This window comes from Streptomyces sp. NPDC053426, from assembly GCF_055585405.1.
On record NZ_JBVJKE010000006.1, the window covers coordinates 393,958 to 413,975 of the forward strand.

Consider the following 20,018-nt stretch of genomic DNA (forward strand, 5'->3'; position numbering starts at 1 on the left):
AACGCCCAGCGTTCCGGGAACCGTCCGCCGAGCTCTCGGACGGCCCCGTCCGGTGCGGCGCCGCGGAACGCCCAGCGTTCCGGGAACCGTCCGCCGGGCTCTCGGACGGCCCCGTCCGGTGCGGCGCCGCGGAACGCTCGGCGTTCCAAGGGCTGTCCGGACGGCCCGACGCCGACGCCGTCCGACCCGGCGTCGCGGGGCCACGGGTGTCGTCGGTGCGTGGCCCGGGCCGGGCGGGGGGCTCCGTGCGGTGAGCGGTGTCGGGCAGGATCTGGGTCCTGTCGTTGCCGCTGGGGAAGACGCCGAGGCGGGCCCAGCGGTCGTCGAGGGAGCCGGGGCCGGTGTCGCGCGCGTCCGGGTCGGCGGGCTTCTCCCCCAGGGGGAGGACCCTCGTCTCACGCAGGTCCTCGTCCTCGGCGTTCCCGTCGAACGCCGACACGCCCTCGGGCCGATCCGGTTGGGCGTCTTCTCGCCAATTTTCCACGCGCACGCACTTCCCCCCACAGGGCACTTACGGTGCGCACGTACGACCCGAGCACCCGTCGGCGGACCGGGCCCCCACCCGCTCCGAGCGCCCCGTTTATCACACCGTGCTCGGGGACCGAATGTAGCGTACGTGGAGGCCCTGTGTTCCCGCGGCAGTCGTTCGTGTCAGTAGTGAGACATCACCGGGCCGCCATCACGACAATATCCCTCTCGGGCAGCCATCCCCCGTCCGGCCGCCGCAGCCAGCCCTCCTCTGCGGCGACGACGGCCGCCGCCCGCCGCAGGGCGTCCAGAGCGGGATGGGTCATCCCTTTCCTCCACACCAAGGACACGGGTGACAACGGAACCGGATCCACGAGGGGGCGCAGCACCGTCGAGGGCAGTGGCGGAAAGTCGACCACGGCGAGGATCGGATGACGTGTCCTGGCCATGATCCGCTGGAACTCCTCCTCCCCGACGGCCAGCGGCGCGGGCGACGCGAGCGTGATCCCCCGCCCCTCGAACAGCGACCGCGCGAGGTCCGTCCACTCCGGCGTACGGGGGTTCCCGGCACCGGCGTAGACCGTCTCGCCGGCGAGTGCGGCGAGCGGCACCTCGGTCAGTGCGGCCAGCGGGTGGTCCTCGGGCAGGACGACCCCCATCGGCTCGTGGCGCACGGGCTGCTGGTCGAGTCCGGCCCGCAGTGCGGGGGCGAGGCCCGCGAACCGTCCGAACGACGCGTCGAGCCGCCCCGCGAGCAGCTCCCCCGCGGCCCCGGTCAGTCCGCTCTCGTAGCGGGCCATCAGTTCGTGGGCGGGGGCGAGTTCACGGGCCCGGTGCAGTACCCGGCGCGGGGTGGCGAGGCCCGGTGAGTTGAGGTCCACCAGCAGGGGCCGGGCCTGTCCGGCGGCGGCGAGCAGGTCGTCCTGCGCCTGGAGCACCGCGCGGGCGTACGGCAGCAGGCGTTCGCCGTCGGCGGTCAGGGTCACCTGGCGGGTGGTCCGTACGAACAGCTCGCTGCCCAGGTCGCGTTCCAGCCGCCGTACGTCCCGGCTGAGCGCCTGCTGGGCGACGTAGAGGCGCGTGGCGGCCCGGGTGAAGTGCAGCTCCTCGGCGACGGTCACGAAGGCGCGCAGCAGGCGGGGGTCGAGGTGGACGGGGGCGGCCATGACGCGAACTTACAACACGGGTGCGTCAATCGGTGCGGGGAAGGTGTTGGACCGGCCGTACGGCCGCGGGCGACGGTGGTGTCATGCCTCAGCCGACCTCCCGGGCCGCCCGGGACACTCCCCTGTTCGCGGTCACCGCCGACACCCTGGTCGCCGTCGACTTCGGCCCGCGCGGGCGGAGCGAGCCCCGCGCGGAGGGCTCGTACCGTCGCCCCAAGGGCCCGTACCGCCGTCTCTTCGCGCTGCCCGGCACCCGCGCGTTCACCGCCGGGAACCTGATCGCGCGGCTGCCGATGGGCATGTTCAGCGTGAGCGCGGTCGTGATGATCGCCGGGACGCGGGGCTCGTACGCCCTGGCCGGCGCCGTCACCGCGACGGGCCTGGCGGCGACGGCGGTGGTCGCCCCGTGGACCGCGCGCCTGGTCGACCGGTACGGGCAGGCCCGGGTCGCCCTGCCGGCCACGGTGTTCGCCGCGCTCGGCTCCCTCGCGCTGCTGCTCTGCGTGCGGCACGGCGCCCCGGACTGGACCCTGTTCGCCTCCTACGCCGCCACCGCCACGACCCCCAACACCGGCGGGATGTCGCGGGCCCGCTGGGCGCACCTGCTGAAGGGGGACGCCGAGGCCCTGCACACCGCGAACTCCTTCGAACAGGCCGCCGACGAACTGTGCTTCATGCTCGGCCCGGTGCTCGCGGCCTTCCTGTGCGGGACGTTCTTCCCGGAGGCGGGCACGCTCGTGGGTGCCGTGCTGCTGCTGACGGGCACCGTGCTGTTCACCGCCCAGCGGTCGACCGAGCCGCCGGCCGCACGGCGTTCCTCCGCGCGGGCGCCGCTGCGGTCGCCCGGCATGCGGCCGCTGCTGGTGGTCTGTCTCGCGACGGGCGCGGTGTTCGGCTCGCTGGAGGTCGTCACCCTCGCGTTCGCGGACGAGCGGGGGCACCGCACGGCGTCCGGCGCCGTGCTCGCGCTCCAGGCGGCCGGTTCCTGTGCGGCGGGGCTGCTGTACGGGGCGATACGCCCGGCGGGGTCCGCGCGGTCCCGGCTGCCGTGGTGCCTGGCCGCGATGGCCGCGCTGATGACCCTGCCGCTGCTCGCGGCCGGGCTCACCGGCTCGCTGGTGCTGCTGGCCGGGGCGCTGCTGGTCGCCGGGATGGCGACCGCCCCCACCATGGTCACCACCATGACCCTGGTCCAGCGGTACACGCCCGAGGACCGGCTGAACGAGGGCATGACGCTCGCGGTGACCGGTCTCCTCGGCGGGATCGCCTGCGGCAGCGCGGCGGGCGGCTGGACGGTGGAGCACGTCTCGGCGACGGCCGGGTACGGCGTACCGGTGGCGGCGGCCGCGATCGCCCTTCTCGTGGCCCTCTGCACCTTTGTCCCGTTCGGGCCGTCGAACCGCGCCGGCGATTCCCTCCCGACCCATTGACGGGCACAGGTCCCGCACATACCTTCACCCGTCGAAGCGCTTCGAAACCGCTTTCTGCCTCCCCACGGACCGTGCAGATGAGGACCCCCGATGGTGAAGATCACGGATGTGGCCCGGCGCGCCGGGGTCTCCCCCAGTACGGTCTCGTACGCGCTCAGCGGCAAGCGTCCGATCTCCGACGCGACCCGGCTCCGGGTGCAGGCGGCCGTCCGTGAGCTGGGCTACCGCGCGGACGGCGGTGGCCGGGGCGCGGCCGGCCACCGGTCGAAGGTGCTGGCCCTGGCGGTCCCGATGCGCTCCGGCGTCCACGTGCCGGTGGTCACGCAGTTCGCGGTGTCGGTGGTCACCGCCGCCCGCGCCCAGGACCACGACGTGCTGATGCTCACCCAGGGCGAGGGCGAGGAGGGCATCGGGCGCGTCGCGGACACCCGGATGGCGGACGGGGTGATCGTGATGGACGTACAGCTCCAGGACCCCCGGCTGCCGCTGCTGCGCTCGGGGTCCTTGCCGTCCGTGCTGATCGGCGTGCCCGCCGAGCCGGACGGGCTGACCTGCGTCGACCTGGACTTCCGGGCGGCCGGTGAACTGTGTGTGGACCATCTGGCCCGGCTCGGGCACCGGGTGGTGGCGCTGGTCGGCTCGCCGCCGGAGGTGTACGTGCGGCGGACCGCGTTCGCGCGGCGGCTGGTGGAGGGCTTCACGACTGCCGCCGACCGGCACCGGCTCACCTCGGCCGTGCATCCGTGCGGGGCGGGCCGTGACGCCGCCCGCGCGATCGCCGAACGGCTGGTGCGCGAGCTGCCGGCGCTGACGGGGGTGGTCGTGCACAACGAACCGCTGGTCGATCCGCTGATCGACGCCTTCGAACGGCTGGGGCTGAGCGTCCCCGGCGATCTGTCCCTGACCGCCGTCTGCCCGTCCCCCGTCGCCGCGTCGGCCCGCGTCCCGGTCACCTCGGTCGCCGTGCCGTCGGCGGAACTGGGCACCCGCGCGGTGCACCTGCTCGTACGGAAGCTGTCCGGTCTCCCCGTACCGGGGACCACCCTGCTGCCGCCCCGGCTGACGGAACGGGCGAGCACGGCACCGCGCGGGGCGTGACGGCCGGTGTACCGGCCTCAGCCCGGTTGCCGGGCGTTCCAGGGCCTTCCCCCCGTCCGCCCCGGGCCTTCCCGGGGCCGCATGACAAAGGCCCCGCCGCTCGAAGCGACGGGGCCTGTGCCCACATGGGATGAGTGGAGATGGCGGGAATCGAACCCGCGTCCAACGGTGCGGAACCAGGGCTTCTCCGTGTGCAGTCGGCTGTGCTTTTCTCGGCCCCGGAGATCACGCCGACAAGTCTCCGACGGGCCCAGTCACTGTGTGGTTTCCCTCTTCACCCCGTGACCGGGATCAAGGTTTAGTTCCCTAGCTGATGCCAGGATCCGGGTCGGGAACATCCCCGGGCTGACACTCCCTTAAGTAGGGGAGCCGCTGCTCGCTACCTGAAGATCAGGCAGCGAGGGCGAGCTCGCCCTGGGAGACAGATCGCTTGGAATTGGCGATTATTTTTTTCGGCCTGTGGTTTACGAGATCATGGCCGCTTCCTCGACACGCTTCCCCTGCTTCGACAGCCGCTGTCGAAACCGATCATCCCCATGTTGTTTTTTCAAGCCCCCCGAGAGGGGCACGCACCCTCTGTGAGGTGCTTGCGCCATCGTACGTGACCAACGCCCGACGATGCCACCGTATTCCCGGCGGTCGTCCCGCCGTTTCCAGCGGTCCTCCCGCCGTTTCCGGTGGTCCTCCCGCCTTCGTACCGGGTTCAACGCCACCCGGGTCCGGGATGTTCCCGCTCAGGCCCGCTGCTTCCTGCGGACCGCCGAGATCGCCCGCTCGGTCTCGCGCCGGTCCTGCTTCTCCCGGAGCGTCTGCCGCTTGTCGTACTCCTTCTTGCCCTTGGCCAGCGCGATCTCGACCTTCGCGCGGCCGTCCTTGAAGTACAGGGCGAGCGGCACGATGGTGTGGCCCGTCTCCTGGGACTTGGACTCCAGCTTGTCGATCTCCTCGCGGTGCAGCAGCAGCTTGCGCTTGCGCCGTGCGCTGTGGTTGGTCCAGGTGCCCTGGCTGTACTCCGGGACGTGCACGTTGTGCAGCCACGCCTCGTTGCCGTCGAGCTGGACGAAGCCGTCCACCAGCGACGCCCGTCCCTGGCGCAGGGACTTCACCTCGGTGCCGGTGAGGACCAGGCCGGCCTCGTAGGTGTCGATGATGAGGTAGTCGTGCCGCGCCTTCTTGTTCTGCGCGATCAGTTTGCGCCCTTTTTCCTTAGCCATAGTGCCGCCCATTTTCGCACTACGGAGGGGGTCGGCGGGAAGCCGATTATCGACGGTGCCCTACCGGCCGAGTCCGCTGAGGACCGTCTCGGCCCGCTGGAGCGCCTCTTCGTCGGCCTCCACGTCGGGGGTGAGGCCGTGGCCGTCGACGCCGCGACCGGAGGGGGTGCGGTAGTGGCCCACGGTCAGCTCGGCGACGGAGCCGTCGGGCAGCGGGGTCGGCATCTGGACCGAGCCCTTGCCGAAGGTGCGGGAGCCCACGACGACCGCCCGTCCGCGGTCCTGCAGGGCACCGGTGAGGAGCTCGGCCGCGCTCATCGTGCCGCCGTCGACGAGCGCGACCAGGGGTCTGGTGGTGTCGCCGCCGGGCTCGGCGTGCAGGGCGCGCTGCTCGCCCTCGACGTCGTACGTGGCGACCAGGCCGCCGTCGAGGAAGGCGGAGGCGGCGGTGACCGCCTCGGCGACCAGACCGCCGGAGTTGCCGCGCAGGTCGAGGACGATGCCGGCGCCGGCGGGGGCCTGCCGTACGGCGGCGCGGACCTCGTCGCCCGTTCCCTTGGTGAAGGCGCCGACCTTGACGACAGTCACCCCGGAGGCGAGCTCGCGGACGGTGACGGTGTCCCGGGACAGCCTGGCGCGGCGCACGGTCTCGTGCCACGCGCGCGTGCCGCGTTCCAGGCCGAGCCGGACGGTGCTGCCGGCGGACTCGCCGGTGGCCTCGCCGCGCAGTAAGGAGACGACCTCCGTGACGGGCCGGCCGTCGACCTTCTCGCCGTCGACGCTGCGCAGCCGGTCGCCCGCGCGGATCCCGGCGTCGGCGGCGGGCGTGTCGTCGCCCACCTTCGTCACCTCGATACGGCCCTCCCGCTCGCGGGCCCACAGGCCGACGCCGGTGTACCGGCCGTCCAGGGCCTCCTCGAACTCCTCGTACTCGCCCGGGGAGTAGACGGCAGCCCAGCGGTCCCCGCTGCGGCTGACGGCGCGCTGGGCGGCCTCCATGGGGGAGGTGCCGTCGGCGGCGGCCTCCTCGGCCGCCCTGGTGACGTCGGCCTGGTGGCCGACGGGAGCGGCCGGAGGGGCCGGAGGAGCCCCCTCCGCCGTGGCCCTGCCGTCTGCCCCGGGGAGGTTGCCCGTGGCCGCGCCGGCGACGAGCACGCTCGCGAACACCAAGGTCAGGGCGGCCCCACGGCGGATGCGGCGGGGCTGACAGAACAGGGCACGACCTGACATGCCGGTGAGTCTAGGACAACACGAAGGGGCGCACGGCCGGTTGGCCGTACGCCCCTCGTGGCAAGGGTCACTCGGTCTCTTGCGAGGAGACCCCGACGTTCAGGCCGAAGCAAGGAAGGGGCACGAACACGCATACCCAGTTCACTGGTCAGAGTGATCACGGCGGAAGAAGTGGGCGGGTGTGCGGGGCTCGTACGTACGGTCAGTTGACCAGGAGTCGACTGACCGGGACAGGGGCGGAGGCGGAGGCCGTGGAAAAGGGTGCGCAGCGTGCGCGGTACACCTACCGGCTGAGGGTGTCGGCCGCCTCCCGGACGGAACTGGAGAGGGAGTGGGGGCGGTGCCGGTGGCTGTGGAACGAGTGCGTGGCCCGCGCGAAGAAGGCTTATTCGGAGGGGGAGGTGTGTGGTCCGGCCCGGCTGGACGGGATGTTGACGCGTGCGCGTGCGGTGACACCGTGGCTGGCCAAGGGTGCCTCCGTGCCGCAGCAGCAGGTCATCCGTGACTTCGCCGCATCCCGTGGCAAAGCGCTCAAGGACATCAAGAACCGGCTGCCGGTGAAGCGGCGGGCGGGAATGCCCCGGCACAAGAAGCGGCGCGGGACTCATCCGTCGCTGAACTACACGCGGCGCGGCTTCCGCATCAAGAAGGGGCGGCTGCATCTGGCGGGCGGGATCGTCCTGACCGTGGTCTGGTCCCGCCCTCTCCCGGCCGAGCCGTCCTCGGTGCGGATCTACCGTGACCGTGTCGGCCACTGGTACGCCTCGTTCGTCGTCCCCGCCCCGATCGAGCCGCTCCTGCCCACCGGTGCGGTCATCGGCGTCGACTGGGGTGTGAGGGAGACGGCCACCACCACCTCCGACGCCCACGACCTGCCCCACCCCCGCCACGGCCGCAAGGCGCAGGAGAAGCTGTCCCGCTACGACCGGATGATGGCCCGCCGCAAACCGAAGAAGGGGCAGGCGGCGTCGAAGGGCTACCGGGAGGCGAAGCGGTGGCGGGCGAAGACGTACGCGAAGATCGCCCGGCAGCGGCAGGACACCGCCCGCAAATGGGCGAAGAAGGTCGTGCGGGATCATGACGTGATCGCGGTGGAGGACTTCCGCCCGAAGTTCCTTACGAGGACCACGATGGCGCGCAAGGCGGCCGATGCCGCGATCGGCGCCACCAAACAGGCGCTGGTCGAGATGGGCCGCAAGCACGCCCGGGATGTACGGCTCGTCCATCCCGCGCACACCACCATGGACTGCGCGCGGTGCGGAGCGAGAGCCAAGCACGCCCTGCCGCTGTCGGAACGCACCTACACCTGCACCGCGTGCGGAGCCGTCTGTCCGAGGGACAAGAACTCCGCCCGCGTGATGCTCGTCCGGGCAGGTCTGGACCCGGCTGGTGTCGAGGGCACAAGGCCTCCCGGAGCGCCGCTCCGGGAGGCGGCCTGAGCCAGAAATCCCCTCCCACCGGGGAGAGGAGCGGTCAAACCTTCAGGTACTTGCGCAGCGCGAAGAACGCGGCCAACGCCGGCATCAGCAGACTGGTCGCGAGGATCAGCGGGAGCTTCGTCAGTACGGCGTCCCAGCCGATGAAGTTGATCAGGTTCAGCTTCTCCGACAGGGCCAGCCCGTTGTCGATGATGAAGTACCGGCCGACCACCAGGAACCCGCACGCGAGGATGCCGCCGATGAGTCCGGCGACGGCGGCCTCCATGATGAACGGCGTCTGGATGTAGAAGCCGGAGGCGCCGACCAGGCGCATGATGCCGGTCTCGCGGCGGCGGCTGAACGCGGAGACGCGCACCGTGTTCACGATCAGCATCAGGGCGACGACCAGCATGAGCGCCATCATCGCGAGGGCGGCGATGTTCATGCCCTCCAGCAGCCCGAAGAGGTTGTCCAGGATGCCCTTCTGGTCCTGCACCGACTGCACGCCGTCCCGCCCGTCGAAGGCGGTCGCGATGACCTGGTACTTCTCCGGGTCCTTCAGCTTGATGCGGTACGACTCCTGCATCTGGTCCGGCGTCAGGGAACTGGCCAGCGGGGAGTCGCCGAACTGCTCCTTGTAGTGCTTGTACGCCTCGTCCTGCGACTCGTACGTCACGCTGTCGACGACCGACATCTTCTCCAGGTCGGTCTTGATCTGACCCTTCTGGTCGTCGGTCACCGCGCCCTTGGCGCAGTTGGGGTCGGACTCGGCGTCACTCTTGTTGCACAGGAAGATGGAGACGTTGACCTTGTCGTACCAGTAGCCCTTCATGGTGTTCACCTGATCGTTCATCAGGAGCGATCCACCGAACAGGGCCAACGACAGGGCGACGGAGACGACGACGGCGAAGGTCATCGTCAGGTTGCGACGGAGACCGACGCCGATCTCCGACAGGACGAACTGGGCGCGCATGGCGTCTGATCAAGCCTTTCCGTGGAGCGTCAGTGCTGGTAGCCGTAGACGCCGCGTGCCTGGTCGCGGACGAGACGGCCCTTCTCCAGCTCGATGACGCGCTTGCGCATCTGGTCCACGATGTTCTGGTCGTGCGTCGCCATCACCACGGTGGTGCCCGTCCGGTTGATGCGGTCGAGCAGCTTCATGATGCCGACGGAGGTCTGCGGGTCGAGGTTGCCGGTGGGCTCGTCGCAGATGAGCAGCTTGGGGCGGTTGACGAAGGCCCGCGCGATGGCGACGCGCTGCTGCTCACCACCGGAGAGCTCGCCGGGCATCCGCTCCTCCTTGCCGCCGAGCCCGACGAGGTCGAGCACCTGCGGCACGGACTTGCGGATCTCACCGCGCGACTTGCCGATCACCTCCTGCGCGAAGGCGACGTTCTCGGCGACCGTCTTGTTCGGCAGCAGACGGAAGTCCTGGAACACGGTCCCCAGCTGGCGCCGGATCTGCGGCACCTTCCAGTTGGAGACGCGGGCGAGATCCTTGCCCAGGACGTGCACCTGTCCGTGGCTGGCCCGCTCCTCGCGGAGGATCAGCCGCAGGAAGGTGGACTTTCCGGAGCCGGAGGACCCCACGAGGAACACGAACTCGCCCTTCTCCACTTCCAGGGAGACATCCCTGAGTGCGGGGCGGTTCTGCTTGGGGTAGGCCTTGGACACGTTGTCGAATCGGATCACGGATGCACCACGGTTAGCCGGGGGTAGATGAGCGTGACCATACGCGAACCGGGTAGGCGTGCGCAGGCACCGGTAGGGGTTGCGTAAGACTTGCGCCCTTTTGTTCCGGTGCCGGGTGGGCACAGCACCCCAGGGGCGCGGGGCTGTGACATGTGCGGCTCCGCCGCGTGGGCGCGAACAACCCCCACCACGCCGCAGCCGCGAAATCCCCCGGAACCACCCCTCTGGGAGCGACCCCACGCAGCTTCCGCAGGAACCTGGCACAGTGGGAGGGGAACGTTCGCGAGAAGGCGGGCGTTGTTCATCTGGAACCGGTGCGAGGAGGGCGAGCGCATGACGTACGACCGGCTGGTGTGCGCGAACTGCGCCGCGCCCGTGAGCGAGGGCCGGTGCCCGGTGTGCCGTGCGAACCGCGAGCGGCTGCAGCAGGAGAACTTCTTCGCGGGGCTGAACCCCATGACGCTGATCGCGCTGCTGGCGGTGCTGGTCGCGGCGGTGGCGCTGCTCGCCCACCAGACCGCCTGACGCCGGGTACGCGGACACGAGCGAGGGCCCGGAGCGCGGTTGCGCTCCGGGCCCTTCGCCCTACGTCATGCGTACGGTGCGTACACGCGCGGCGACCGTCAGGCGGCGGCGCCGCCGCGGCCGGACATCATGCGCGGCAGCACCCGGAAGCCGATACCGCCGGCGATCATCGTGGCGGCACCGATCAGCAGGAACGTGGTCTCGGCGGCACCGGTCTCGGCGAGCTCCTTGCCGTCGCCGCCCTGGGCCGAGGTGGCGTCGTCGCCGGTGTCGGTGAGGGCCGAGGAGCCCTGGTCCTGCGGAGAGGCGTTGTTGCCGCCGTCCGGGGTGGTACCGGTGTTGTCGTCACCGCCGTTGCCCGTGCCCGGGGTGGTCGGGTCCTCGGTGGGCTCCTCTACGGGGTTCTCACCACCGGTGTTGTCGTCGCCACCGCCGGTGCCGTCATCGCCACCGCCGGTGCCGTCGTCCCCACCGCCGGTGCCGTCATCGCCACCGCCGGTGCCGTCGTCCCCACCACCGGTGCCGTCGTCCCCACCGCCGGTGCCGTCATCGCCACCGCCGGTGCCGTCATCGCCACCGCCGGTGCCGTCGTCCCCACCACCGGTGCCGTCATCGCCACCACCGGTGCCGTCGTCCCCACCACCGGTGCCGTCATCGCCACCACCGGTGCCGTCGTCCCCACCACCGGTGCCGTCATCGCCACCGCCGGGGTTCTCACCCTCGCACAGTTCGGTACCAATGATGCCGCAGGTCTGCTCCGGGTCCGGCTCGCCTGCGGCCTGAGCGACACCCGCCACCGTCAGCGACGCACCCGCGGCGATCACGGCGCCGGCTGCGATGCGTGCGACGCGGATCCGCGTCTTCTTCGTCATGTGGTTGCTACCCCCAGTAGCTCATCGTCAATGAGGCCGCGCTCGGGGCCGTGATCAACGGAGGTAACTGTGATGAAACGCCCCCCGGTTCACATGCGCCCCAGAGATACGCATGCCACGCTTCACCCTTCCCATTTTCCAAAAGAACGTCAAGGCCGTTGCGTGCGCGATGTCCGCCTACGCGCGCTTTGCGGGAAAACGAAACTGTGAGTGTGATGTAAATCCCGGATGTCACCGGACGAAAAAGGCAACTGCCGTCCAAGTGACGGCAGTTGCCTTGTCGACAAATCGGCGTTCACGCCGGAGGTTACTTCTCCTGCTGCTTGCGCCAGCGAATTCCGGCCTCCAGGAAGCCGTCGATCTCGCCGTTGAACACGGACTCGGGGTTGCCGACCTCGTGCTCCGTGCGCAGGTCCTTGACCATCTGGTACGGGTGCAGCACGTACGAACGCATCTGGTTGCCCCAGGAGTTGCCGCCGTCGCCCTTGAGGGCGTCCATCTTGGCCTGCTCCTCCTGACGGCGCCGCTCCAGGAGCTTGGCCTGGAGGACGTTCATCGCGGTGGCCTTGTTCTGGATCTGGGAGCGCTCGTTCTGGCAGGAGACCACGATGCCGGTGGGGAGGTGGGTGAGCCGCACCGCGGAGTCGGTGGTGTTCACGCCCTGGCCGCCGGGACCGGACGAGCGGTACACGTCCACCCGCAGCTCGGACTCGTCGATCTCGATGTGGTCGGTCTGCTCGACCACGGGGAGGATCTCGACGCCGGCGAAGGAGGTCTGGCGGCGGCCCTGGTTGTCGAAGGGCGAGATGCGCACCAGGCGGTGCGTGCCCTGCTCGACGGAGAGGGTGCCGTAGGCGTAGGGCGCCTGGACGGAGAAGGTGGTCGACTTGATGCCGGCCTCCTCCGCGTACGACGTCTCGATCAGCTCGGTCTTGTAGCCGTGCTGCTCGGCCCAGCGCAGGTACATGCGCTGGAGCTTCTCGGCGAAGTCGGCGGCGTCGACGCCACCGGCCTCCGCGCGGATGTTGACGAGCGCCTCGCGGGAGTCGTACTCGCCGCTGAGCAGCGTCCGGACCTCCATCTCGTCCAGCGCCTTCCGGACCGCGGCGAGCTCGGACTCGGCCTCCGCGCGGGTGTCCGGGTCGTCCTCCTCCTCGGCCATCTCGAAGAGCACGGAGAGATCGTCGATCCGGCCCCGGAGCGCCTCGGTCTTCCGCACCTCGGCCTGGAGGTGGGAGAGCTTGCTGGTGATCTTCTGCGCCTCGTCCGGGTTGTCCCACAGGGACGGCGCGGCCGCCTGCTCCTCGAGCACGGCGATGTCTGCCCTCAGCTTGTCGAGGTCCAGAACGGCCTCGATCGACTCCATGGTCGAGGAGAGGGACTTGAGCTCTTCGGATACGTCGACGACTGCCACGCCCTCCAGCGTAACGGCTCCGCGCGCCGGCCCACGCAGTGCGGCGGGGCCGGGGCTGCTCATTACCGGCCCGGGCCGGTCGGGGCAGGGTGGCTTCCGGGCGTGGGGCGGTCGTTTGTTTCGCCCCTGCCGCCCCTTCCCGTCCCGTCCCTGGGGGCTTTGCCCCCGGACCCCCTTCGCGCCCACGTGGCGGAGCCGCATGTCGACACAGCCCCGCGCCCCTGAGGGGGGTTGTCAGGGGTTGGCCGGGGCCGAGTTCCGGGTGTCCTGGGGTGGGGTCGGGTCGTCTTCCGTCGTGGCCAGCCACGTGCCCACGCCCGCCGCCACGAGCACCGCCGCCGCCACCGCCAGGGTGAGCCGGCGGCGGCGGGTGATCGCGCGGTTGCGGGCGGAGCCCGGGCGGCGGGCGCCCGTCGTGCGGGGGGCGCGGGCCGTGCCCCGGGCGCCGCCGGCCAGCTCGTCGGGGGTCGGCACCCTCATCGACGTATGCGTGTCGCGGTTGGAGTCGGCCGGTTTCGCGCCCGGTACCAGCGGGACCGCGCCGCGGCGCCGCACCGGCTCTCCGGCGGCCGGGGCGGGCCCGGAGGGCTGGAGCTCCTCGCTCTCCTCCTCCGCGGGCTCGGTGTCCGGCTCGTCCACGTCCAGCGGCGGCATCCCCGCCAGCATCGGCAGCAGCTCCCGCAGCCGCGCGCCCAGCTCGGAGGCGCGCAGCCGGGACGCCGGGGCCTTCGCCAGGCACTGCACCAGGAGCTGCCACAGCTCGTCCGGGATGCCGGGGAGGGGGACGACCGTCTCCGTGACGTGGCGGCGCAGGACCGCGCCCGGGTGGCCGCCGCCGAACGGTGTGAAGCCGGCGAGCAGCTCGTACAGGACCGTGGCCAGCGCGTAGATGTCGACCGACGCGCGCGGGGGCAGGCCCTCGACGATCTCCGGGGCCAGGTAGTCGGGCGTTCCGATGATCTTCGTGGCGCGGGTGCGGCGCGGGGTGTCGATGAGTTTCGCCACACCGAAGTCGGTGAGCAGGGCGCGGTGGGAGCCGCCGGGGCCGAGCGGGCCCTGCATGTCGAGGAGTACGTTCTCCGGCTTCACGTCCCGGTGCACGACCCCGGCCGCGTGGGCCGCCGCCAGGCCGTCGGCGACATCGGCGACGATCGCCACGGCGGCCTCGGGGGCCAGCCTGCGCTCCCGGTCGAGGCGGGTGCGCAGGTCCGTGCCCCGGACGAGGTCCATGACGAGGGCGAGATCGTTGCCGTCGACCACCAGGTCGCGTACGGAGACGACGTGCGGGTGCTCCAGACCGAGCAGCGCCGTCCGCTCCTGCACGAAGCGGCCGACGAGCTCCTGGTCCGAGGAGAGATCCTCACGCAGCAGCTTGATGGCGACGGGCCCGTCGGGGCCCTCGCCCAGCCACACCGTGCCGGCGCTGCCCCGCCCGAGGATCTGGTGGGCGGTGTACCGGCTGCCGATTCTCCGTGCCAAGACTGCTCCTACCGACGCGTGTTGTCGCTAAAACTACGCGTCCGGGGCGCCGGCCTTCACAGTGGATCCGGAAATCAGCCCTCAGATGTCGACAAATCAGTAAACAAGCTCAGTTCGTCCCGGAGGGCACCGAGGGCTCTTCGGAGCCGCCCAGGTCCTCGATCCAGCCCGTCACCGAGCCGAACCAGTCGCTGAGCTGGTCCCAGTAGCCCTTGCCGGTGCCGATCCAGTCCTGGAGCGGGCTCAGCTCCCAGATCAGCCAGCTCGCGACGAACAGGATGAGGATCGTGAACAGGCAGCCCTTCAGACATCCCAGGCCGGGGATGCGCATCGGGTTGGCGCCGCGCTGCCGGGGCTGCCGCGGCTCCCGGACCGGACGCTGCGGCTCCGGCGGCGGGGGCGGGGGCGCGTACCGCTGCGGCTGGGGCTGCTGAGGCTGCGGCGCGTACCGCTGCGGCTGGGGCTGGGGCTGCTGTGGGTAGCCGTATCCCGGACCGGGCTGCTGCTGGGGCTGCGGGCGTCGCTGCTGCGGCTGCTGCGGGGGTCGGGCGACCTGCCGCTGGGGGCGGCGGCGCAGCGGGTCCTCGCTCGGGTCGAGGTACTGGACCTGGGTCTGCTCGTTGCGGTCGCGGGCCGCGCGGAGCTGGTTCTGCCAGGGGTGCGGGTCCTCCGGGCCGGCTCCGGGGCCGTCGGGCCGGCCGGGCGGTACGGGGGGCATGACGGCCGTGGGGTCGGCGGCGCCCGCCGGGCCGCCGGTCTGCGGCAGGACGCTGGTCGCGCCGTTGGGGTCGTAGGCGCCCGCGCCGTGCGGCAGCACCTGCGTCGGGTCGGCGTCCCCGCCGGGCGCGCCGGGTACGGGTGCGGGCGCCGGGTCGGGGGCGAGGAGCGCGCCGACGTTCTCGGCGGCGGCGATCTGCGCGGAGTTCGCGTGCACGCCGATGCCGTCGGCGACGACGCGCAGGCCGCGCGCGAGGTTCTCGGCGCTGGGCCGCTGGTCGGGGTTCTTGCGCAGGCAGCGCTCGATGACCGTCCACAGCGGGTCGGGGACCGTGGAGGGGCGGCGCGGTTCGGCGCTCAGATGCTGGTGCAGCACCTCCAGGGCGGTGCCGCCGGAGAACGGCGGGCGGCCGGTGACCAGCTCGTAGAGCAGGATGCCGGCGCCGTAGATGTCGACGGCGGAGGTCTGCGGGCGGCCCTCGGCGGACTCGGGCGCGATGTACGCGGGCGTGCCGACGAACTCGTGGGTGCGGGTGAGGCCCGGGGAGTCGGCGAGGCGGGCGATGCCGAAGTCGGTCAGCATCGGGTGCATCTCGCCGCCCTGCTGCTTGAGCAGGACGTTGGCGGGCTTCAGGTCGCGGTGCACCACGCCGTCGGCGTGGCTGGCGCCGAGCGCGTCGGCGATCTGCGCGGTCAGCAGGGCGGCGGCGACGGGGGTGAAGGGGCCGTTCTCGCGGAGGTGGCGGTGCAGGTCGGGGCCCTCGACGAGGTCCATGACCAGCGCCAGCAGATCGCCCTCGACGACCAGGTCGCGGACCCGGACGATGTTGGGGTGGGTGAGCCGCAGCAGGACGGAGCGCTCGCGGAGGAAGCGCGTCACGATGTCGGCGTCGTTGGCGAGCTCCTCCTTGAGGACCTTGATCGCGACGGTCTCGCCGGGCTGTCCGGGCACGGCCGCCTCGGCGCCCGCGGTCTCCCGCTGGCGGGCTCGCCAGACGGTCCCCGTGGCGCCGCGACCGAGCGGCTCCTCGAGGAGGTACTTGCTGCCAACCGGCCGCACGTCGCGCTCCCTGCTGCTTGCCTGGCGTACACCGTGGTCCACCGTGCTACGGAATGTTTCCGACCCACTGTAGTGCCGCCGCGCGGGATACCGGCTGGTCGTCTTCGACGTGATCTCACGGTGATCTCACGGCGGGTCTCACGGTGGGTCTTACGTACCGGTTCCCGTCCGGGTTCGAAGTTTCTGAATGTTTCGAAGGAAAGACGCTCGACCCGGTCCGTTGGTTGCCGCATGCCGGACGTGACCGATCTCAAGTGGACTCGGAACGATCATTCGCTCCTCACTGGTCAGGCACTTTTACGGGCAGAGCCGACCAATCAAGATCATTTGCTGCCGGAGGGCGGGCGCGTTGTCGGTGGCAGGTGCGAGGATGCGTGCAGTACTGGCCGTACGTGCGCGTGTGGCGGTGGGGGAAGCCCGCGGTCGGGGGATCCGCGGGGCGGTGGTGTCCCCCCGCGTCGCGGGCGCCCGCGCAGAAGGGACCGCTGACGGCGATGCAGATCCGGCTGACCGTCGTAGACCCGCTGGGCCCCTCCTCCCCCGCGCGGGAGCGGGCCGCGAGCTGTGACGTCCTGGTCACGGCGCCCGCGGGCACGGCCCTGGCCGCGGTCGCCTCCGCGCTGGCCTCGGTGGTCTCCGGCGCTGACGGCTCGTCCGGCTCACCGGTGCTGTACGCCGGTGAGCAGCGGCTCGACGCCCAGCGCTGCACGCTGGGCGAGCCGCCGCTGATCGACGGCGCGGTGCTGGCCGTGGGCGCCCCCGGCGAGCCCGAGCCGCATCCCGAGCTGGACGAGGCCCCGACCCGGCTGCACGTCGTCGCCGGTCCCGACGCGGGCGGGGTGCACCTGCTGCACGGCGGCGAGATCCGCATAGGCCGTTCCGCCGACGCCGACGTGCCGCTCGACGACCCGGACGTCTCCCGGCTGCACTGCGCCGTGACGGTCGCCCCGGACGGCGGCGTCTCGGTCGCCGACCTCGACTCCACCAACGGCACGACCCTGGACGGCCGGCGCGTGGGCCCCCGCCCGGTCCGCCTCGCCCCGGGCGCGCTCCTGCGCATCGGCGAGTCGGCCCTGCGCCTGACCCCGGCGGCGGGTCTCCCCGCGCGAGCGGCCACGGCACCGGACGGCGAGGGGCACGTACGGGTACCGGGGGCGCGGGGCGGGGACAGGGCCGGGACGTCCGGGAACGACGGCGGTTCCCCGAGCGCCGACGACTCCGCACGCGCGCGTGCGGAGCGTGCGGAGCCGGTGTCCCCACCGCACGCGCGGACCCATCACACCTACGGCTCGGCGGAGTGGGCCGCCTCCGGCGACGGTGCCGGGCGCTCTCCCGGCGTCCAGGACCCGGCCGGCCCGCACTCGGGCCGGGCGCCGCTGGTCCCCGGGCAAGGTGGCGCGCCGGACGCCGAGGCGGAGGAACGCGCCACCGGCCGGCGGGCGGTACGCGTCACGCCGCGCGGGGACGTGCCACGGGTGCCCGAGGGGCGGCGCGTGTCGCGGCCCGGGCCCGTCGGTGACGAGACCCACGCGGGCAGCGGATCCCTCGACGGCGGTTTCGGTCACGGTGTCGTCGCCGCCCCGGGCCACCGGGCCTCCGACGCGGCTCACGGAGACTCCCGGGACGAGGCACCCGCCGCCGCGACCGGTGACGGACGGCACGGCGGGATGCCGGACCGCGGCTCCGTCCGGACGGATGACGACCCGCGTGACGGACAGCACGGCCGGTACGCCGGCAGTGGTCCCGTCCCCGCGGCCGGTGACCGCCGGGAGGGGCGGTACGGCCGGTACGCCGACCACGAGTCCGCCGCCGACGGCGCCCGTGGCGGGCGGCGTGGCGGCGTGCATGACGGGTGGCGTGCCGGTCGGGGTTCCGTTTCCGCGGCCGGTGACGGTCTCGGCGGGACGTCGGGGGGAAGCGGGGGCGGTTCCCGCAAGGACACTCCTCCGCGTGGGACCGATGTCCCGCAGCCGCCCGTCGGGCGGAAGCGGGGTGGCATCGGGGCCTGGGCCCGGCGGTTGGCCGGGGGGCGGCAGGAGCGGGAGGCCGCGTGGGACGGGCGCCGTGAGGAGCCGGGCGGGTTCGTGGCCGAGCCGGCCCACCTCGCCCCCGTACTGCCCGAGACCTGGCCGGACCCCGCCACGCTGCTGCTGACCGCGCTCGGCCCCGGCCCCCGGTTGTGGGAGCGCGGGCCGGATCACCCGGAGGCGCTCGCGGTGCGGCTCGGCACGGCGGACCGGCCGGCGCCGGACGGCTCGGGTCTGCTGCCCGCCGTACCGGTGACCTCGGGGCTGCGCGAGGTCGGCGCGCTGGGGCTGGCCGGCCCGCGCGAGCGGCTCGCCGGGCTGGCCCGCGCGGTGCTCGCCCAGCTCGCCGCGCTGCACTCCCCCGACTCCCTGGAGATCGTCCTGATCGCCGCGGACCACTCCCGCCCCCTGGCGGAGCGCACCGCCGAGTGGTCCTGGCTGGGCTGGCTGCCGCACGTACGCCCGGGGCACGGCCAGGACTGCCGCCTGCTCCTCGCGCACGACCACGAACAGGCCACGGCCCGCGCCGAGGAACTGCTGCGCCGACTGGCGGACCACGACCACGCGGCCTCCCGCATATCCGGCGGCGAAGGGCCGTACACCGTGGTCGTCGTGGACGGCGACCCCGGCGGCCCCGACGCGCGCGAGGCGGTGGCGCGGCTGGCCCTGGAGGGGCCCCGGGCCGGGATCCACGTGGTGTGCCTCGCCGAGACGGCCGCCGCCTCCCCCGCGTCCCCGGTGACGGAGACGTACGAGGCGGCCTGCGCGGTGGCGCCGACGTTCCGGCGGTGCGGGGCCGTCGCCCTGCTCAGCGGGGACGTGGCGACCGCCCTGCGCCTGCTGCGGGTGGCCGGGACCGGCTCCGGTCGTCCCCCCGGCCCCGTCGGCCACGGCACCCTCGCCACGGTCGACGCGGTCTCCCCCGCCTGGGCCGAGCGGTTCGCGCGGGCGCTCGCGCCGCTGCGCACGGACGGCACCGGCGGGGAACGGCACGCGCGCGTGTCGGCACCGCTGCCCCGGTCGGCGCGGCTCCTCGACGAACTGGGCCTGGCCCGGGCCACCCCGGCCTCGCTGATGGCCCGCTGGGCGGACGCGGCCGACGACACCCAGGCGCTCGGCGGACGCGTCACCGCCATACTGGGTGCCGGTCCGCGCGGCCCGGTCACCACCGACCTCGCCGCCGACGGACCGCACCTGCTGGTCGAGGGGCCGTCCGGCAGCGGTCGTACGGAACTGCTGCGGGCGGTCGTCGCCTCGCTGGCCGCCGCCGAGCGTCCCGACCGGCTGGGCATCGTGCTGGTCGACGGCCGGGGCGTGCCCACGACGGGCGACGCGCCCGGCGAGGGCCTGCGTGTCTGTACGGACGTACCGCATGTCACCACGCATCTGTGCGCCAACGACCCGGTACGGATGCGGGAGTTCGCACAGTCCCTGAGCGCCGAGCTGAAGCGGCGCGCGGAGCTGCTGGGCCGCTCGGACTTCGCGGAGTGGCACACCGGGCGGGAGCTGTCGGACCGTATGGTCGCCCAGCGCACGGCGATCGCGTCCCGCGCGGAGCAGAACGGGGACCTCGACACCCCGCCGAGTTCGACGCTGCGGCTGCGGCCGGGGGCGGACCGGCGCAAGACGGGGGCCGCGCCGCCGCTGCCCCGGCTGGTGGTGGTCGTGGACGATCTGGACGCGCTCGTCTCCCCGGCGCTCGGCTCGCCCGGGCGGCCCGCCGCCGGATCGGTGATGCGGGCGCTGGAGGCGGTGGCGCGGGACGGCGAGCGGCTGGGCGTGCATCTGGTGGTGGCCAGCGGGCCCTGCGACCGTACGGCGCAGAGCGAGCCGGTGCGGCGGGCGACGCTGCGGGTCGCGCTCGACGCGGTGGTACCGGGGGGCGGGCCGGAGGAGCCTGCGCCGGGGCGGGGGCGGGTGGTCCTGCCGGACGGGCGGGAGACGGCGTTCCAGGGGGGTCGGGTGACCGGTCGTATCCCGCGGACGGCGACTCTGCGGCCGACGGTCGTGCCGCTGGAATGGCATCGGATGGGGGATCCGCCGGCTCGGCGGCAGGTTCGTGAGCTCGGTAACGGGCCTACCGATCTGGCTCTGCTCGCCAGTGCGTTGGAGCGGGCCGCGCGGCAGGTTGCTGCGGCGGAGGTGCCGTCGCTTCTCTGACGGGGGCGGCCGGTCGTGCGGGTGCCCGGTGTTGCGGCTGGGCGGGGG

Annotated in this window: 14 protein-coding genes, 1 other RNA gene and 1 pseudogene; 5 read left to right on the top strand and 11 right to left on the bottom strand. The window is 72.8% G+C overall.

Annotation, left to right across the window (positions count from 1 at the left end; genetic code table 11):
* Positions 1–439, bottom strand: a pseudogene (locus ACZ62B_RS15575) (hypothetical protein); the annotation flags it as partial.
* A 226-nt stretch (positions 440–665) separates the two neighbouring features.
* Positions 666–1,634 (bottom strand): LysR family transcriptional regulator, encoded by a 969-nt coding sequence (locus ACZ62B_RS15580; RefSeq protein ID WP_468719391.1) that lies wholly within the window; start codon positions 1,632–1,634, stop codon positions 666–668.
* Between the two features lie 83 nt (positions 1,635–1,717).
* Between ACZ62B_RS15580 and ACZ62B_RS15585 the strand changes: the two genes are divergently transcribed.
* Both ACZ62B_RS15585 and ACZ62B_RS15590 read left to right on the top strand, forming a co-directional pair.
* On the top strand, positions 1,718–3,064 hold the full coding sequence (locus ACZ62B_RS15585) for an MFS transporter (RefSeq protein ID WP_469690664.1): 1,347 nt from the start codon (positions 1,718–1,720) through the stop codon (positions 3,062–3,064).
* A gap of 90 nt (positions 3,065–3,154) precedes the next feature.
* A complete protein-coding gene (locus tag ACZ62B_RS15590) occupies positions 3,155–4,162 on the top strand; it encodes a LacI family DNA-binding transcriptional regulator (RefSeq protein ID WP_468886150.1) in 1,008 nt (335 codons plus the stop codon).
* A gap of 132 nt (positions 4,163–4,294) precedes the next feature.
* Here ACZ62B_RS15590 and ssrA read toward each other — a convergent pair.
* The 3 genes from ssrA to ACZ62B_RS15605 all read right to left on the bottom strand — a co-directional run bounded on the left by ssrA (position 4,295) and on the right by ACZ62B_RS15605 (position 6,606).
* Positions 4,295–4,698: a transfer-messenger RNA gene (gene ssrA / locus ACZ62B_RS15595) on the bottom strand.
* Between the two features lie 198 nt (positions 4,699–4,896).
* Entirely contained in the window at positions 4,897–5,376 is a 480-nt protein-coding gene (gene smpB, locus ACZ62B_RS15600) for an SsrA-binding protein SmpB (protein ID WP_030834350.1), read from the bottom strand.
* 60 nt (positions 5,377–5,436) lie between these two features.
* Positions 5,437–6,606, bottom strand: a complete 1,170-nt coding sequence (locus tag ACZ62B_RS15605) for a S41 family peptidase (protein WP_344559202.1) — start codon at positions 6,604–6,606, stop codon at positions 5,437–5,439.
* Between the two features lie 251 nt (positions 6,607–6,857).
* Between ACZ62B_RS15605 and ACZ62B_RS15610 the strand changes: the two genes are divergently transcribed.
* Positions 6,858–8,045: an RNA-guided endonuclease InsQ/TnpB family protein gene (locus tag ACZ62B_RS15610; protein WP_469690667.1), complete on the top strand. Its 1,188-nt coding sequence runs from the start codon at positions 6,858–6,860 to the stop codon at positions 8,043–8,045.
* Positions 8,046–8,079: 34 nt separating this feature from the next.
* Here ACZ62B_RS15610 and ftsX read toward each other — a convergent pair whose 3' ends face one another.
* Together ftsX and ftsE are read right to left on the bottom strand one after the other, a co-directional pair.
* A complete protein-coding gene (ftsX, locus tag ACZ62B_RS15615; RefSeq protein ID WP_344559201.1) occupies positions 8,080–8,997 on the bottom strand; it encodes a permease-like cell division protein FtsX in 918 nt (305 codons plus the stop codon).
* 29 nt (positions 8,998–9,026) lie between these two features.
* On the bottom strand, positions 9,027–9,716 hold the full coding sequence (gene ftsE, locus ACZ62B_RS15620; protein ID WP_030868506.1) for a cell division ATP-binding protein FtsE: 690 nt from the start codon (positions 9,714–9,716) through the stop codon (positions 9,027–9,029).
* Between the two features lie 333 nt (positions 9,717–10,049).
* On the opposite strand from ftsE, the gene ACZ62B_RS15625 reads away from it, so the two are divergent.
* Positions 10,050–10,241 (top strand): hypothetical protein, encoded by a 192-nt coding sequence (locus ACZ62B_RS15625; protein ID WP_142195050.1) that lies wholly within the window; start codon positions 10,050–10,052, stop codon positions 10,239–10,241.
* A 98-nt stretch (positions 10,242–10,339) separates the two neighbouring features.
* Here the strand turns inward: ACZ62B_RS15625 and ACZ62B_RS15630 are convergent, their stop codons facing one another.
* From ACZ62B_RS15630 to ACZ62B_RS15645, 4 genes are all read right to left on the bottom strand, one after another.
* Entirely contained in the window at positions 10,340–11,113 is a 774-nt protein-coding gene (locus ACZ62B_RS15630; protein WP_469690669.1) for a hypothetical protein, read from the bottom strand.
* A 307-nt stretch (positions 11,114–11,420) separates the two neighbouring features.
* Positions 11,421–12,527: a peptide chain release factor 2 gene (gene prfB, locus ACZ62B_RS15635; RefSeq protein WP_344559197.1), complete on the bottom strand. Its 1,107-nt coding sequence runs from the start codon at positions 12,525–12,527 to the stop codon at positions 11,421–11,423.
* A 234-nt stretch (positions 12,528–12,761) separates the two neighbouring features.
* A complete protein-coding gene (locus ACZ62B_RS15640) occupies positions 12,762–14,006 on the bottom strand; it encodes a serine/threonine-protein kinase (RefSeq protein WP_468886146.1) in 1,245 nt (414 codons plus the stop codon).
* A 109-nt stretch (positions 14,007–14,115) separates the two neighbouring features.
* The gene (locus ACZ62B_RS15645) at positions 14,116–15,783 is read right to left on the bottom strand and encodes a serine/threonine-protein kinase (RefSeq protein WP_468886144.1); all 1,668 of its coding nucleotides are present in this window, start codon (positions 15,781–15,783) and stop codon (positions 14,116–14,118) included.
* 494 nt (positions 15,784–16,277) lie between these two features.
* Between ACZ62B_RS15645 and ACZ62B_RS15650 the strand changes: the two genes are divergently transcribed.
* A complete protein-coding gene (locus ACZ62B_RS15650; RefSeq protein ID WP_469690672.1) occupies positions 16,278–19,970 on the top strand; it encodes an FHA domain-containing protein in 3,693 nt (1,230 codons plus the stop codon).
* Positions 19,971–20,018 lie beyond the last annotated feature (48 nt).